The sequence below is a fragment of the Frigoribacterium sp. AP1 genome, assembly GCF_056680555.1.
Map to the genome: position 1 here is coordinate 1,982,524 of NZ_CM155288.1, position 15,816 is coordinate 1,998,339.

14 protein-coding genes are annotated in these 15,816 nt (G+C 70.5%); 10 read left to right on the plus strand and 4 right to left on the minus strand.

The genetic code is table 11. The annotated features are described in order from the left end of the window. Positions 1–237 precede the first annotated feature (237 nt). The gene (locus AC1MBW_RS09490) at positions 238–1,431 is read left to right on the plus strand and encodes a sensor histidine kinase (protein WP_054146889.1); all 1,194 of its coding nucleotides are present in this window, start codon (positions 238–240) and stop codon (positions 1,429–1,431) included. A 13-nt stretch (positions 1,432–1,444) separates the two neighbouring features. Beyond that, positions 1,445–2,125: a response regulator transcription factor gene (locus AC1MBW_RS09495; RefSeq protein WP_043597216.1), complete on the plus strand. Its 681-nt coding sequence runs from the start codon at positions 1,445–1,447 to the stop codon at positions 2,123–2,125. Positions 2,126–2,252: 127 nt separating this feature from the next. Here AC1MBW_RS09495 and AC1MBW_RS09500 read toward each other — a convergent pair whose 3' ends face one another. Continuing rightward, positions 2,253–2,819: a hypothetical protein gene (locus tag AC1MBW_RS09500; RefSeq protein WP_054146861.1), complete on the minus strand. Its 567-nt coding sequence runs from the start codon at positions 2,817–2,819 to the stop codon at positions 2,253–2,255. 166 nt (positions 2,820–2,985) lie between these two features. Here AC1MBW_RS09500 and AC1MBW_RS09505 point away from each other — a divergent pair, with 166 nt between their 5' ends. From AC1MBW_RS09505 to rlmB, 4 genes are read left to right on the plus strand one after another with little or no spacing between them, the layout of a single operon-like run. Beyond that, on the plus strand, positions 2,986–3,468 hold the full coding sequence (locus AC1MBW_RS09505; protein WP_043597211.1) for a CarD family transcriptional regulator: 483 nt from the start codon (positions 2,986–2,988) through the stop codon (positions 3,466–3,468). Next, on the plus strand, positions 3,458–4,768 hold the full coding sequence (gene ispD / locus AC1MBW_RS09510) for a 2-C-methyl-D-erythritol 4-phosphate cytidylyltransferase (RefSeq protein ID WP_480024298.1): 1,311 nt from the start codon (positions 3,458–3,460) through the stop codon (positions 4,766–4,768). The genes AC1MBW_RS09505 and ispD overlap by 11 nt, the downstream gene beginning before the upstream one ends. Continuing rightward, positions 4,765–6,183, plus strand: coding sequence for a cysteine--tRNA ligase (gene cysS / locus AC1MBW_RS09515; RefSeq protein ID WP_480024299.1), 1,419 nt, complete (start codon positions 4,765–4,767; stop codon positions 6,181–6,183). Before ispD ends, cysS begins: the two co-directional genes overlap by 4 nt. Next, the gene (rlmB, locus tag AC1MBW_RS09520; protein WP_480024300.1) at positions 6,180–7,226 is read left to right on the plus strand and encodes a 23S rRNA (guanosine(2251)-2'-O)-methyltransferase RlmB; all 1,047 of its coding nucleotides are present in this window, start codon (positions 6,180–6,182) and stop codon (positions 7,224–7,226) included. Before cysS ends, rlmB begins: the two co-directional genes overlap by 4 nt. A 75-nt stretch (positions 7,227–7,301) precedes the next feature. Here the strand turns inward: rlmB and AC1MBW_RS09525 are convergent, their stop codons facing one another. Next, positions 7,302–8,588, minus strand: coding sequence for a DUF4032 domain-containing protein (locus AC1MBW_RS09525; RefSeq protein ID WP_480024301.1), 1,287 nt, complete (start codon positions 8,586–8,588; stop codon positions 7,302–7,304). Positions 8,589–8,730: 142 nt separating this feature from the next. Next, positions 8,731–9,831: an ABC transporter ATP-binding protein gene (locus AC1MBW_RS09530; protein ID WP_043597318.1), complete on the minus strand. Its 1,101-nt coding sequence runs from the start codon at positions 9,829–9,831 to the stop codon at positions 8,731–8,733. Positions 9,832–10,104: 273 nt separating this feature from the next. On the opposite strand from AC1MBW_RS09530, the gene AC1MBW_RS09535 reads away from it, so the two are divergent. Beyond that, positions 10,105–11,052, plus strand: coding sequence for a DsbA family protein (locus tag AC1MBW_RS09535; RefSeq protein WP_480024302.1), 948 nt, complete (start codon positions 10,105–10,107; stop codon positions 11,050–11,052). Here the strand turns inward: AC1MBW_RS09535 and AC1MBW_RS09540 are convergent. Then, positions 11,049–11,600 (minus strand): metallophosphoesterase family protein, encoded by a 552-nt coding sequence (locus AC1MBW_RS09540; protein ID WP_480024303.1) that lies wholly within the window; start codon positions 11,598–11,600, stop codon positions 11,049–11,051. The two genes, AC1MBW_RS09535 and AC1MBW_RS09540, sit on opposite strands and share 4 nt — an antisense overlap. Positions 11,601–11,792: 192 nt before the next feature. Here AC1MBW_RS09540 and AC1MBW_RS09545 point away from each other — a divergent pair, with 192 nt between their 5' ends. The 3 genes from AC1MBW_RS09545 (at position 11,793) to AC1MBW_RS09555 (ending at position 15,733) form a co-directional block, all read left to right on the plus strand. Beyond that, positions 11,793–12,926, plus strand: coding sequence for an AI-2E family transporter (locus AC1MBW_RS09545; RefSeq protein WP_054146855.1), 1,134 nt, complete (start codon positions 11,793–11,795; stop codon positions 12,924–12,926). Positions 12,927–13,227: 301 nt separating this feature from the next. Beyond that, complete coding sequence (locus AC1MBW_RS09550) at positions 13,228–15,165, plus strand: MDR family MFS transporter (RefSeq protein ID WP_480024304.1); 1,938 nt, start codon at positions 13,228–13,230, stop codon at positions 15,163–15,165. After that, positions 15,146–15,733, plus strand: a complete 588-nt coding sequence (locus tag AC1MBW_RS09555; protein WP_054146854.1) for a MarR family winged helix-turn-helix transcriptional regulator — start codon at positions 15,146–15,148, stop codon at positions 15,731–15,733. Before AC1MBW_RS09550 ends, AC1MBW_RS09555 begins: the two co-directional genes overlap by 20 nt. Positions 15,734–15,816 lie beyond the last annotated feature (83 nt).

Sequence of the window (15,816 nt, forward strand, 5' to 3'; positions counted from 1 at the left end):
CGTGTTCGACCCTCTCGTCGTGGGGGCTCGGTGGCCCTGGGAGCACGGTGGCTGTGAGCGACGTGCGGGACGCACGCTCGGCTCGTGACGTGGGGGCAGAGTCGCCCGCACAGTCCCGACGATGCTCTCCGGTGAAGGTTAACGACCGGTGATCACCGCCTGAACTCTGACCAAAGTACAGCGGATGGGACGACCTCCCGTTCATCCACCCACCGGGGGGTCACTACTGTGAACGACATGGAATCCGCCTGGCTGGTGCCGTTGTCGCTGGCCTTCGGGGTCGTCGTCGGCGCCGCGATCGTGGTGGTCGTCGTCTCGGCCCACCGACGGGCCGTGCGTGCCGCGGCGCTCGTCGACGTCGCCCTGCCCGACGGCATCGACGCCGTGCTCGACGCGCTCGAGTCGGCCGGCCTCGTGGTCGATCCCTCGGGGAACGTGCTCAAGGCCTCGGCCGCGGCGCGCCAGCTCGGCCTGGTCTCGGCCCAGCAGCACCTCGTGCACCCCGAACTCGAGACGATCGTCGACGCGGTGCGTCGGCACGGCGACCCCGTGGTCGAAGAACTCACCCTGCCGCGCCTGCCCGGCAGCGAGGCCACCATCGCCGTGCACGTGCGGGCCGCGGCGCTCGGCGGACGATTCGTGCTGGTGCTCGCCGAGGACCGCACCGAGGGGCGTCGGCTCGACGACATGCGTCGTGACTTCGTCGCCAACATCAGCCACGAACTCAAGACGCCCATCGGCGCCGTCGGCCTGCTCGCCGAGGCGCTCGAGTCCGCGTCGGCCGACCCCGAGCAGGTGCGCCACTTCGCCGCCCGTCTGACCCGTGAGGCCGGTCGGCTCGGTCGCCTCACCCAGGACATCATCGAGTTGTCGCGTCTGCAGGCGACCGACGCGCTCGAGACCAGCGACTCGGTCGACGTCCGCACCGTGGTCGACACCGCCGTCGACCGCAACCGCGTGGGTGCCGAGGCGCGGGGCATCGACCTCGTCGTCCGGGGCGGCAAGCACGCGCACGTGATCGGCGACCAGGCCATGCTCGTCACGGCCGTCGACAACCTCGTCGCGAACGCCATCAACTACTCGCCCGACGGGTCGCGGGTCGGCATCGGGGCCACCCTCGACACGGGCGGGGTGGTCGAGATCTCAGTGACCGACCAGGGCTACGGCATCCCCGACGACGAGCTCGACCGGGTCTTCGAGCGGTTCTACCGGGTCGACCCGGCCCGGTCTCGACGGACCGGCGGCACGGGCCTCGGGCTCGCCATCGTCAAGCACGTGGTGCAGAACCACGGTGGCGACGTGCGCGTCTGGTCGCAGGTCGGCAAGGGGTCGACCTTCACCCTGCGCCTGCCGGCCGCGGACGTCGACCCCGACACCCGATCGATCCCGACCACGGCCGCCTCGGCACCAGAGCCCCAGGAGACACGATGACCATGGAGACCCGATGACCCACATCTTGATCGTCGAGGACGAAGAGTCCCTCAGCGAGCCGCTCGCCTACATCCTGCAGCGCGAGGGCTACCAGGTGAGCGTGGCCGAGGACGGCCCGGCCGCCGTCACCGCCTTCGACAAGACCGGTGCCGACCTCGTGCTGCTCGACCTCATGCTCCCGGGCATCCCGGGCACCGAGGTCTGCCGCGTGATCCGCACCAAGTCCCAGGTGCCGATCGTCATGCTCACCGCGAAGGACAGCGAGGTCGACATCGTGGTCGGTCTCGAGCTCGGTGCCGACGACTACGTCACCAAGCCGTATTCGACCCGAGAGCTGCTCGCCCGCATCCGGGCCGTGCTGCGCCGCCGCGTCGACCCCGACGACCTGTCCGACTCGATGCTCGAGGCGGGCGACATCCGCATGGACGTCGAGCGGCACGTGGTGACGGTCCGCGGCGACGACGTCGCCATGCCTCTCAAGGAGTTCGAGCTGCTCGAGCTGCTCATGCGCAACGCCGGCCGCGTGCTCACGCGCGGTCAACTGATCGACCGGGTCTGGGGGTCGGACTACTTCGGCGACACGAAGACCCTCGACGTGCACATCAAGCGCATCCGCTCGAAGATCGAGGCCGTGCCGTCCGAGCCGAAGGCGCTCGTCACGGTGCGCGGCCTCGGTTACCGCATCGAGGCCTGACCCGAGGGCACGGGCCGAGGGTCCACCCGACCGCGTCGAGAACCCAGGAGGCGCGGTGTGCGTCAGACGCGAGAGGCCCGGCACCGCACACGGCGGGCCGGGCCTCTCGGCTGACGGGGGAGGGACGCTACGGCGTCGGCGACGAGGACGGTGCCTGCTCGGTCGCCTCGGGCAGCGGCGTCGACGACGGCGTGGCCTCGGTGGACGGCGTGGGCGAGGGCAGCAGGGTGGCGTACTCGCCCAGCGCGCCGGTGAGCACGGGGACGACGAACGACTTGCCGGTCTCGGTGCCGTACTGGACGAAGATCGTCACGAGGGCGCCCGGGTCGGAGTCGAGGGACTCCATGAGGAACTGGTCCTGGCCGGGCTCGGTGCCGAGCGAGACCTGCGACGAGCCGTCGACCTCGACGGTCTGCGTCTTCTTGCCCGAGGTCGTGGGGTACTCGAACGAGACCTCGGCGGCCTCGTCGCTCGTGTTGAGCACGACCATGCTGAGGCTGGCGGTGCCGCCGTCACCCTCGCTCGCGGTGAGGGCGATCGCGTTGCGCACCTGGATGTCGCCGACGTTCACGCTCGTGCCGTCGCTCGCGTCGTACTGCTTGGTGGTGGCCTGCGGGCTGATGAAGTTGCACCCGGCGGCGGTCAGGACGACCGCGGCGCCGACGGCGGCGGCCGAGACGAGCCGCGTCGTCAAGCCGCGCGACTTCAGGGTTGGGGCTCGCACAGGTGTCCTCCAGGATCAGCGTCACGACAAACGTACGTCGTCCAGCTTATCCGCGCCCGCAGGGGTCGGTTCCTTAGGGCAGCCTTACCAACGACTGCTTATGGTATCCTGGGTGTCGCAGAATGGAGCCTGATTCATGCAGTTCGAGGTCGGCGAGACCGTTGTATACCCGCATCACGGGGCAGCGACAATCTCAGAAGTCAAGAAGCGGATCATCAAGGGCGAAGAGAAGCTGTACCTCAAGCTTCGCGTCACCCAGGGTGATCTGACCATCGAAGTACCCGCAGACAACGTCGACCTGGTCGGCGTGCGAGACGTCATCGGCAAAGAAGGGCTGGACCGCGTCTTCGACGTGCTCCGCGCCCCCTTCACCGAAGAGCCGACCAACTGGTCGCGCCGCTACAAGGCGAACCTGGAGAAGCTGGCCAGCGGTGACGTCATCAAGGTGTCCGAGGTCGTCCGCGACCTCTGGCGTCGCGATCAGGACCGCGGCCTCTCGGCCGGCGAGAAGCGCATGCTCGCCAAGGCTCGTCAGATCCTGATCAGCGAGCTCGCGCTCGCCGAGAAGACCGACGAAGAGAAGGCGTCGAGCGTCCTCGACGAGGTCCTTGCGTCCTAGCACTCCCGACGACCGCTCGGTCGACGACGGTGGGGTCCACACCCCGTCCGGCGCCGGTCGGGCGGTCGTCGTCGTTGCGGCCGGCAGCGGTACGCGCCTCGCCCTCGGAAGGCCGAAGGCCTTCGTCGAAGTGGCCGGGCGCAGCATCCTCGAACGTTCGCTCGACGCGGTCTTCGCGTCGGTCGTGCCGACACAGGTCGTCGTCGTCGTCCCCGAGGCGCTCGTCGACGAGTCCCGCGCCCTCGTCGACGCCGTCGCCGGCCCGGCCCGCGGCTACGCCTCCGTCGTCGTGGGCGGCGTCACGCGTCAGCAGTCCGTCGCGGCCGGCCTGACGGCCCTGGGGCCCGACGTCGAGATCGTGCTGGTGCACGACTGCGCCCGGCCGTTCACGCCCACCGCCCAGTTCGACCTGGTCGCCACGACCGTCGAGGCGACCGGCGACGGCGTCGTGCCGGGCCTGCCGGTCACCGACACGATCAAACGCGTCGACGGGGACGCCGCCTTCGTCGTCGACACCGTCGACCGCAGCGAACTCGTGGCCATGCAGACGCCGCAGGGTTTCCCCCGTGCCGCCCTCGACCGCGCCTACAGGGCGGCGTCCGGCGAGCACACCGACGACGCGGCGCTCTTCGCCGCCGCCGGCCACCGCGTCCGCATCGTGGCGGGCGACCCCGTGGCCTTCAAGATCACCACCCCGTGGGACTTGCGTCGGGCCGAGACGATCGTCGCCGAGGGCGAGGCGACCGGGCCGGGGCGCGAGACGACCGGTCGACCGGGCCCGCGCCTCCTGACCGGGGTCGGCACAGACGTCCACGCGTTCGACGCGACCCAGCCGATGCACCTCGGGCTGCTGCACTTCCCGGGCGAGGCGGGCCTCGCGGGCCACAGCGACGGCGACGCGGTCGCCCACGCGATCGTCGACGCCCTGCTCTCGGCGGCGGGTCTCGGCGACATCGGGTCGAGTTTCGGCACCGACGACCCCCGCTTCGCCGGGGCGTCCGGCGACGTCTTCCTCTCGGCGACCCTCGAGCTGCTCGCGGCGGCGGGGGCCGCACCGGTCAACGTCGCCGTCCAGGTGATCGGCAACCGCCCCCGGCTGTCGTCCCGACGCGTCGAGATGCAAGTCGGGCTGACCCGCGTGGTCGGTGCCCCGGTCAGCGTGTCGGCCACGACGACCGACGGGCTCGGCTTCACCGGCCGAGGCGAGGGCGTGGCCGTGATCGCGACGGCACTCGTCACGCGCGACGGGTCGTCCGCGGGCGACGCGGCCGGAGCCGCGTCAAATAGGCTGATCACGTGACCATCAGGCTCTACGACTCCCGTCAGCAGGCGCTCGTCGACTTCGTCCCGCTCGTGCCCGGCCAGGTCGGGCTGTACGTCTGCGGACCCACCGTGCAGTCGTCGCCCCACATCGGACACCTCCGCTCGGCCCTGGTCTACGACCTCTGGCGCCGCTGGTTCACCTACCGCGGCCTCGACGTCACCCTCGTGCGCAACGTCACCGACATCGACGACAAGATCCTCGCGCTGGCCGCCGACACGACCGAAGAGTGGTGGGCGCGCGCCTACCGCTACGAGCTCGAGTTCACCGCGGGCTACCAGGCGCTCGGCATCCTGCCGCCGACCTACGAGCCCCGGGCGACCGCCAGCGTCAGCGAGATGCAGCAGATCATCACGACGCTGCTCGACAAGGGGCACGCGTACGTGGCCCCCGACGGCTCGGGCGACGTCTACTTCGACACCGCCAGCTGGCCGACCTACGGTGCCCTGACCAACCAGTCGATCGACGACATGGCACCCGCGGCCGACGCCGACCCGCGGGGCAAGCGCGACCCCCGCGACTTCGCGCTGTGGAAGGGCCACAAGTCCGACGAGCCCCAGTCCGCCTCGTGGGCCTCGCCCTGGGGCGAAGGGCGACCCGGCTGGCACATCGAGTGCTCGGCGATGTCCGCTCGCTACCTCGGCGAGGCGTTCGACATCCACGGCGGTGGGCTCGACCTGCGGTTCCCGCACCACGAGAACGAGCTGGCGCAGTCGACCGCGGCCGGCATGGGCTTCGCCTCGCACTGGATGCACAACGGCCTCGTCGCCGTCGAGGGCCAGAAGATGTCGAAGTCCCTCGGCAACTCCATCTTCGCCGCCGACTTCCTGGCGCAGGCCCGGCCCGTGGTCGTGCGCTACTTCTTCAGCGCCGCGCACTACCGGTCGACCATCGACTACCACGAGGGCGCGTTGCTCGAGGCCGAGGCCGCGCTCGACCGCGTCGAGACGTTCCTCGAGCGGGCGCGGCGCCGCCTCGCCGACACGCGCTTCGCCGGGGTCGGAGCCCGCGTCGTGCCCGACGAATTCGGCGAGGCGATGGACGACGACCTCAACGTGCCCCAGGCCGTGGCCGTGCTGCACGACACGGTACGGGCCGGCAACGTGGCCCTCGACGACGGCGACCTCGACGCCGCCGCGCGCGCCTGGCAGCACGTGGCCGCCATGGTGGCCGTGCTCGGCATCGATCCGACGGCGCCCGAGTGGCGTGCCGGGGACGAGGGCGACGCGCACCGCGCGCTCGGCACGCTCGTCGACGTACTCTTGGCCGAACGCCAGCAAGCCCGGGCCGATCGCGACTTCTCGCGGGCCGACGAGATCAGAGGCGTCCTGACGGGCGCCGGCATCACCATCGAAGACACCCCCAGCGGGTCGCATTGGAGCCTCGAACAGTGAAGAACACCAGCGGAGCACGCAAGGGCCGTCCCGGCAGCAGTGCCGTGCGTCAGGGCAGCAAGGGCAAGCAGGTCGGCAGCGGCGGGCAGGGGCGCCAGGCGCTCGAGGGCAAGAAGCCCACTCCCGCGGCCGAGGACCGCCCGTACCACCCCGCGGGCAAGGCCAAGGCGGCGCGCGAGCGGCTCGAGGCGGCGCGCGGTCGTGGCGGAGCCGGTCCCCGCGCCGGCTCGCCGATCGCCGGTCGCGGCGGGCCCGACGCACCCCGACGCCGTCCGAAGTCGGCCGACGACCACGAGATGGTGACCGGGCGCAACTCGGTCGTCGAGGCCCTCCGGACGCGCATCCCGGCCACGACCCTCTACATCGCCGCCCGCATCGAGATGGACGAGCGCACCAAGGAGATCCTGCAGCTCGCCACCCGTCGCGGACTGCCGATCCTCGAGGTCATGCGCCCCGAGCTCGACCGCATCACCGGGCACGACTCCGTGCACCAGGGCGTCGCGCTCAAGGTGCCGCCGTACGAGTACGCGCACCCGGTCGACTTGCTCGAGGCCGCGGTCAAGCGTCAGCAGAAGCCGCTCTTCGTCGCGCTCGACGGGATCACCGACCCGCGCAACCTCGGGGCGATCATCCGGTCGGTGGCCGCGTTCGGCGGGCAGGGCGTCATCGTCCCGCAGCGTCGCTCGGTGGGCCTGACGGCGTCGGCCTGGAAGACCTCGGCCGGTGCGGCCGCGCGCATCCCGGTCGCGATGGCGTCGAACCTGACGCAGACCCTCAAGTCGTTCAAAGAGCAGGGCGTGTTCGTCGTGGGCCTCGACGGTGACGGCGACGTCATGCTGCCCGGTCTCGAGCTCGCCGACCGCCCGATCGTGGTCGTCGTCGGCAGCGAGGGCAAGGGTCTGTCGCGCATCGTCGCCGAGACCTGCGACGCGATCGTGTCGGTGCCCATCACGGGCGCCGTCGAGTCGCTGAACGCCGGCATCGCGGCCTCGGTCACGCTGTACGAGATCTCGAAGCTGCGCGCCGAGCGCAAGAAGAAGTAGGCACGGGCACCCGCGAGACACGGGGCCTCGAGGAGGCGCGGGTCGGCTGGGTGCCGACCCGCGCCTCCTGCGTCCTCAGACCTTGCTGCGCCAGTCCTCGTCGGCCTCGAGCTGGGCGGCCTCGGGCAGCGTGATGGACTCGGTCGCCGGCTCGATGACCATCTGCTCGTCGCGACGGTGCCGCAGCACGTCGTTGATGTACGAGGTGAGGGCCTCGGCGATCGGCACGTCGCGGTTCTCGGCCTGCGACTGGTACCAGCGGTGCTCGAGCAGCTGGTGGAACACCTCGGCCGGTTCGAGCCGACCGCGCAGGTCACGGGGGATCGACCGCACGACGGGCTCGAAGACGCGCGAGGCCCACTCGTGGGCGATCATCTCTTCGTCCGAATCCGACTGGTCGGTGCGCATGCGGTAGGCGTCGAGGTCGTTCAGCAGGCGACGGGCCTGGTTCTCTTCGACGTCGAGGCCGGTGAGTCGCAGCAGGCGGCGGGAGTGGTGCCCCGCGTCGACGACCTTGGGCTGGATCTTGACCTGGCTGCCGCCCTCGGCCGTCTTGATCGCGAGTTCTTCGATGTCGAAGCCCAGGTCGTTCAGGCGCTCGACGCGGTCGTTGATGCGCCAGCGCTCCGAGCTGTCGAAGGTCTCGGCACCGGTCAGCTCGGTCCAGAGGCTGCGGTACGCGGCGACGATGCCGTTGCTGACGTCGACCGGGTCGAGGTTGTCGTCGAGGCGACCACCGGCCTCGAGGTCGAGCAGCTCGCCGGCGATGTTGACGCGGGCGACCTCGAGGTCGTTCTCGCGCTGACCGTTCGAGAGGCCGCCCGGGTAGAGCTTTCCGGTCTCGGCGTCGACGAGGTACGCGGCGAACGCGCCGGCGTCACGCCGGAACAGCGTGTTCGACAGCGACACGTCGCCCCAGTAGAAGCCGATGATGTGCAGCCGGACGAGCAGCAACGCCAGTGCGTCGACGAGGCGACGGGCCGTGTCGGGGCGCAGCGTCTGCGAGTACAGCGCCCGGTAGGGCAGCGAGAACTTGAGGTGCCGGGTGACCAGCACGGGGTTCAGCGGGCTGCCGTCGGCGTCCTGACGGTTGGTGATGACGGCGAGCGGATCGACGCACGGGATGTCCATGCGCTGGAGCGTGCGCAGCATCTCGTACTCGCCACGGGCCATCTCGCCCGACGTCTCTTTGATGGCGATGACGAAGCCGCTGAGGTGCGCGAACCGGACGAGGTGCCGCGAGATGCCCTTGGGCAGGGTCGCGATGGCCTCGTCGGGCCACTCGTCGAGCGGCAGGGACCAGGGCAGGTCGAGCAGTGCCGGGTCGGCGGTGGCCGAGGTGATGTTCAGGGAGTCGGGCATGAGGGCCTCTCGTGCGGGGGAGCGCCGCCTGAGGCGAGGCGGCGGGGGAGGTCAGGAGGCGCGGGGCCGGAACGCGGGACGGCCCGCCGGGTCGATCGGAGGAGTGCTCCGAGCGGACTCGACGGGCCGACCCGACGGGGTGCTACGCGCTGACGACGGCCTTGTCGCCGAGGCGCTCGCCGCTCTCGGTGTCGAAGACGTGCACGTGGTGCGCCTGCGGGGTGACGTAGATCGTCTCGCCCAGCTTGGGGTGGTTGCGACCGTCGACGCGGACGACGACGTCGACGCGGTTGCCGTCGACCTCGGTGTGACCGTAGAGGTAGCCGTCGGCGCCGAGCTCTTCGACGACGTCGACGGTGACCGCGAGGCCTTCGCCGGTCGTGTTGACCACGACGTCCTCGGGGCGGACGCCCACGGTGACGCTCTTGCCGTTGGCCTGGCCGACGGTGTCGCGGTCGACCGCGGTGACGGCGGTGCCGAACTGGATGCCACCGTCGACGACGTCGGCGGGCAGCAGGTTCATGGCGGGCGAGCCGATGAAGCCGGCGACGAAGACGTTCTGCGGTTTCTCGTACAGGTCGCGAGGTGTACCGACCTGCTGCAGGACGCCGTCCTTCAGCACGGCGATGCGGTCACCCATGGTGAGGGCCTCGGTCTGGTCGTGCGTGACGTAGACCGTGGTGACGCCCAGGCGGCGCTGCAGCGACGCGATCTGGGTGCGGGTCTGCACGCGGAGCTTGGCGTCGAGGTTCGACAGCGGCTCGTCCATGAGGAACACCTGGGGCTGACGCACGATCGCGCGGCCCATGGCGACGCGCTGACGCTGACCACCCGAGAGGGCCTTGGGCTTGCGCGAGAGGTAGGGCTCGAGGTCGAGCAGCTTGGCGGCCTCGAGGACGCGGGTGGCGCGCTCTTCCTTGCCGACGCCGGCGATCTTGAGGGCGAAGCCCATGTTCTCGGCGACCGTCATGTGCGGGTACAGCGCGTAGTTCTGGAAGACCATCGCGATGTCGCGGTCCTTCGGCGGGACGTCGGTGACGTTGCGGTCGCCAATGTAGATGTCACCCGAGTTGACCTCTTCGAGGCCCGCGAGCATGCGCAGGGTGGTCGACTTGCCGCAGCCGGAGGGGCCGACGAGCACGAGGAACTCGCCATCGGCGACCTCGAGGTCGATGCCGTCGACCGCGGCGCGCGTGGAGCCGGGGTAGAGACGAGTTGCCTTGCTGAACGTGACTGACGCCATGATCTTCTCCTTCACCGGCAGGTACGTGCCGGACGATCCGTTGTGAATGGACGGTGATCAACCTCAGAGGTCTGCGGTGACCACCACCGATCAGCATGCCATGAAAATCTCTCGGTTCGCCACGAGCGCACCTCACCTCCACCCCCGCCTCGCCCCCGCCTGCGGACTTCTGCCAGGCTCGCCTCGTACCATGTTTCGTGGCCACGACTCGTGGCGACCGTCCCCACCACCCGCTCGACGCGACCATGCGAGGCCGTCGCGCACCGGAGCCCCATGACTGACCTGAATCCCGACGACTCGTCGTTGACCAAGAACCAGCGGCGCGCGGCGGCTCGCCAGAAGGCCCAGCTCGCCCGCCAGAAGCAGAAGCGTCGCCAACGCGCCGGCAAGTGGGCGCTGCAGGGCGGCCTCGCCCTCGTCGTGATCGCCATCGTCGTGGGCGTCGTGCTGGTCATCACGAACAGCATCCGTCCGGCCGGTCCCGGGCCCGCCAACATGGCGAGCGACGGCATCAAGATCGGTCAGGGCTTCGAGGCCGTGCAGACCGGCGCCCTGGGCCCCGACGACGAACCCACGGCGTCGGCCACCACGGCGTCCAGCGACACGGTCGACATCGTCGTCTACCTCGACTACCTCTGCCCCATCTGCGGCGAGTTCGAGCAGGCCAACAACGACTACATCAGCGGGCTCGTCGAGTCGGGTGCGGCGACGGTCGAGTACCACCCGGTCGCCATCCTCACGAACCAGTCACTCGGCACGAAGTACAGCAACCGGGCGGCCAACGCGGCGGCCTGCGTGGCGAACTACTCGCCGAACTCGTTCTTCGACTTCAACACCGCCATGTTCGAGCAGCAACCCGAAGAGGGCACCCGCGGTCTCGACGACTCGCAACTCGCCGACATCGCGACCGGCGTCGACGGGGTGACGAAGGCGAGCGACATCACGGGGTGCATCGACGACGACGAGTTCGGCTCCTGGGTGACGGCGTCGACGCAGCGCGCCATCGACGGGCCCCTGCCGAACAGCGACCTCGACGCCCTGACGGGCACCCCGACGGTCCTGGTCAACGGTCAGAAGTACGACGGCAGCCGGCCGTTCACGGTGCAGGAGTTCCGCAGCTTCGTCGTCACCGCCGCCGGCAACAGCTACACCGAGTCGGGCACGGCCAGCCCGTCTCCGACCCCGGCTGAGTCGGCCCCGGCCGAGACGCCCGCCGGCTAGGTCGTCATGCGGGGGTGCGGACGCACCCCCGTGCGGTCCCGTGCGGCCACGGGCAGGTCGTGCAGCACCACGTCGCGCACCTCGCCCGCGTCGAGGGTCAGCGTGAGGTAGGTGGCGTGCGGCTGGCGTCGGCGGTCCGTGGGCGACCCCGGGTTCAGCAGGCGCAGGCCCGCAGGCGTCGTCGTGTCCCACGGGATGTGGCTGTGCCCGAACAGCAGCAGGTCGGTCTCGGGGAAGAGGCGGTCCATGCGTTTCTCGCGCGCCTCCTTGGCTCCCGTCTCGTGCACGACGGCGAGGCGCACGCCCTCGATCGTCGTGCGGGCGACCTCGGGCAGGCGGGCGCGCAGCCCGTCGCCGTCGTTGTTGCCCCAGACCCCGATCAGGAGGCGCGCGCGGGCCTCGAACTCGTCGAGCAGTGGCTCGCCGGTCCAGTCGCCCGCGTGCACGACGACGTCGGCCCGGTCGACCGCGGTCCACACGACCCCCGGCACGGCCTTGGCCTTCTGCGGGACGTGGGTGTCGGACACGACGAGGACGGAGGTCGGCATGCCCTCCACGCTAGGCGCGCGTCGAGCCGCGGGGGCACCGATCCGGCCCGATGTTCTCGTGACGGGGTTGGCTGTCCTAGTCGGGCCGATCACCCCCGACGCTTCCGCAAGCCCTCGGGCATCCGGCCCCCGGGCCGTGCCCCGTCCGGCACCCCTCTCGACCCCCGCACCACCAGAAACGAGGACGACACCGTGGGACTCTTCCGCAGCCAAGAAGCCGAGGTGGCCCGCGAGGACGCCGCCGTCCGGCACTCCCTCTGGGCCGACGCGTTCGGCACCCTCGCGACGCGCGCCGTACAGATCATCGCCGTCCTGATCGTCACGATCGGCGTCATCTACGTCTTCCTCAGCCTGAGCCTGGTCACCCTGCCGGTGCTGCTCGCGCTGATCTTCGCGTCGGCCATGCTGCCGGTCGTCGCCTTCCTCCGCCGTCACAAGGTGCCCTCGGTGCTCGCGACCCTGATCTGCCTGTTCGCCGTCCTGATCATCCTCGGCCTCGTCGCCTGGCTGATCGTCTGGGCCGTCGAGAACCAGGCCAGCTCGCTCGCCGACTCCGCCACCTCGGGCTTCAACAAGCTGCAGGACTGGATCACGACCCTGCCGTTCTCGATCAGCGACCAGCAGATCGACGACGTCCGCAACGCGGCCGTCGACTTCGTGACGAGCTCGCAGTTCGGCTCGGGCGCACTCGCCGGGGCTTCGGCCGTCGGCAGCTTCGCGACCGGCCTCGTCCTGATGATCGTCGTCCTGTTCTTCTTCCTCAAGGACGGCCCGGCAATCTGGGAGTTCCTGCTCCGCCCGTTCAAGGGTGAGAACTATGCCCGCGCCCGCCGCATCGGCGACAAGACGGTCACGACGCTCGGTGGCTACGTCCGGGGCACTGCGACGGTCGCCGCGGTCGACGCCATCGGCATCGGCGTCGGCCTCTGGATCGTCGGGGTGCCGCTGGCCCTCCCGCTCGCGGTCATCGTCTTCCTGACGGCGTTCATCCCGCTCGTCGGCGCCACGGCCGCGGGCATCCTCGCGGCACTCGTCGCCCTCGTCGCGCTCGGCCCGGTCCAGGCGCTGATCGTCGTGGGCATCGTCGTGGTCGTCAACCAGCTCGAGGGCAACTTCCTGCAGCCGGTGCTGATGGGCCGCACGCTGCAGCTGCACGGCCTGGTCATCCTCGTCGCCCTGACCGCCGGCACCATCCTCGGCGGCGTCGTCGGCGCCGTCATCGCCGTGCCGCTCATGGCCGTCGCCTGGGGCATCACCCAGGTCTGGAACGGCGAGCACCAACCGGCCGAGATGTTCCGGCAGAAACGGCCCGAAGAGGTCCGCTGACCCGGAAGACCCTGAAGGAGGCGCGGTGCGAGGAGGACTCGCACCGCGCCTCCTGCGTTCCCCCCCCCCCCCCCCCCCGCGACCGCGTCGCGGAGCTCGAGAAAGATTTCTGCAGCAACTGCAGCGAAATGGTTGCGAATCGTCAACGAAAGCGTATGGTTGACGTTCTGCAACCAACGGACCCGGCCAACGGCGGTCAGTCCCTCACCATCTCGAACCACCGGAGCGCACCTTGTCGCAGACCACGACCGCCGCGGGCACGAAGCCCGCGGCACCCCACGAACCGGGCGAAGCGCCCGGCATGAGCCACCGCGAAGTCCTCACGGCCCTGTCGGGCCTGCTGATGGGCATGCTCGTGGCGATCCTCTCGTCGACCGTCGTGTCGACCTCGCTGCCGCGCATCGTCAGCGACCTGAACGGCAGCCAGACCTCGTACACCTGGGTCATCACCGCGACCCTGCTGGCGACCACCGTGAGCACCCCGCTGTGGGGCAAGTTCTCGGACCTCACGAACCGCAAGGTGCTTCTGCAGGTCGCGCTCGTCCTGTTCGTGCTCGCCTCGGTCGCGGCCGGCTTCTCGCAGAACACCGCGACCCTGATCACCTTCCGCGTCTTCCAGGGCCTCGGCGCCGGCGGACTCACCGCCCTGGTGCAGGTCGTCATGAGCGACATCATCAGCCCGCGCGAGCGCGGCCGGTACATGGGCTACCTCGGCGCCGTGATGAGCGTCGGCACCATCGGCGGCCCGCTGCTCGGTGGCGTGCTCACCGACAGCATCGGCTGGCGCTGGAACTTCTTCGTCGGCGTGCCCGTCGGCGTCGCGGCCCTGATCGTCATCCAGCGCACCCTGCACCTGCCCCCGAAGCCCAAGAAGACCGTCGTCGTCGACTACTGGGGCGCGGGCCTGATCGCCGGCGGCGTCTCGCTGCTGCTCGTCTGGGTGTCGCTCGGCGGCAAGCAGTTCGAGTGGGCCTCGACCACCAGCTGGCTGATGGGCGTCGGTGCGGCCGTGCTGCTCGCCCTCGCCGTCGTCGTGGAGTTCCGCTCGAAAGAGCCGATCATCCCCCTCACGCTCTTCAAGAACCGCACCTTCACCTTCGCGGTCGTCGCCTCGCTCAGCGTCGGCGTCGCGATGTTCGGCACCAGCGTCTTCCTCGGGCAGTACATGCAGCTGGCCCGCGGTCAGTCGCCGACCATGGCGGGCATCCTGACCCTGCCGATGGTGCTCGGCCTGCTCATCTCGTCGATGGTCGCCGGTGCGCTCATCTCGAAGTACGGCAAGTGGAAGCCCTACATGATCGTCGGCTCGGTGCTGCTCGCCGCCGGCCTGTTCCTCATGTCGACCATCGAGTACGACACGAACTTCGCGATCGTCTCCGTCTTCATGGCGATGATGGGGCTCGGCATCGGCATGGTGATGCAGAACCTCGTGCTCGTCGTGCAGAACTCGGTCGACGTCAGCGTCGTGGGTGCGGCCTCGTCGAGCGTCGCGTTCTTCCGCAGCCTGGGCGGCACCATCGGCGTCTCGGTCATGGGCGCCGTGCTCGGCACCAAGGTCTCGGGCTACATCGGCGACGGCCTGGCCGACGCCGGGGTCGACCCGAGTGCGCTCGGGAGCGGCGGCTCGACGAGCATCCCCGACCTCAGCACCGTACCCGGCCCGATCCGCACCATCATCGAGTCGGCCTATGGGCAGGGCGTCGCCGACGTCTTCCTCATCGCGGCCCCTCTGGCGATCATCACCATCGTGTTCGTCTGCCTCTTGCCGAACGTCGAGCTCGGCACCAAGACCGGCCTCCAGCGCGCGGCGGCGAAGACGGACGGCCCGACCGACGGTCCGACGTCGGCTGGCACCTCCGAGGCGGACGACGGAGGCGCGGCTCCGGTCGACGCGAACGCCGCGTCCCCGGCCGCCAAGGGAGTCGCGGCCACGGCCGGCCTGGCCCCCGCCGTGTCGAGCGCCCCGGCGACGGCCTCCACGCCCGCCACGGCGTCCGCCCCGACCTCGGGCCTCTCCGGTTCGCCCGCACCGGTCTCGCCCGTCGACGGAGGGGACGGCGTCGCCGAGGCGCAGCGCCGTCACCACAGCCACACGACGACCGCCACCGGTACCATCGACACGATCATCGCGACGGGCGCCGCCGAGGTGGCGGGTCACCCGGTGCCCGCCGACGAACTGGCCGAGAGCCCGGTGTTCTCGTCCCTGGTCGAGGAGAAAGATGTCGCAGCCGACCGTTGACGGCCAGCCCGAGGGCGCGGTGCTCGACGCGGCGCGCCCCTCGGGGGGCGACGCTGCCGACCAGGCCGCACCGCGCCTCCTCGGGGCCGAGAGAGCTGACCAGGCCGCACCGCGCCTCCCGGGTCCGGACGACGACGGGCGTGAGGGCCTCATGGCCGGCGTGGTCGACGAGATCGGCTCGATGATGGTCGAGGCCAAGCGCACGATCGCGGCCGCGGCGTCGCGCTTCGACCCGGACGTGCCCCCCACGGCCTTCTACGTGCTGCGGTACGTGATGAAGCACCAGCCGTGCAGCGCCGGCGACATCGTCAAGGCGATGGCGATGGACAAGAGCGCGGTCAGCAGGCAGGTCACCCTGCTGCGCGAGGCCGGGTTCGTCGACGTGGTGCCCGACGCGGCCGACGGTCGCGTGATGACCCTGCGCAGCACCGAGCGCGCCGAGAGCCGCATGCTCGAGGTGCGGCACGAGAACCGTGCCGTGTTCCGCAACCACGTCGAGGGCTGGTCCGACGACGAGCTCGCCGAGTTCGCCGGGTGGCTGCGCCGCTTCAACACCCCCGCCGGGTAGAGCGCGGATCCGTCTGACGCCGGCGGCTCCGCACCGACGAAGGCCCCCTCCCGTGACGGGAGGGGGCCTTCGTGCGTGCAGGC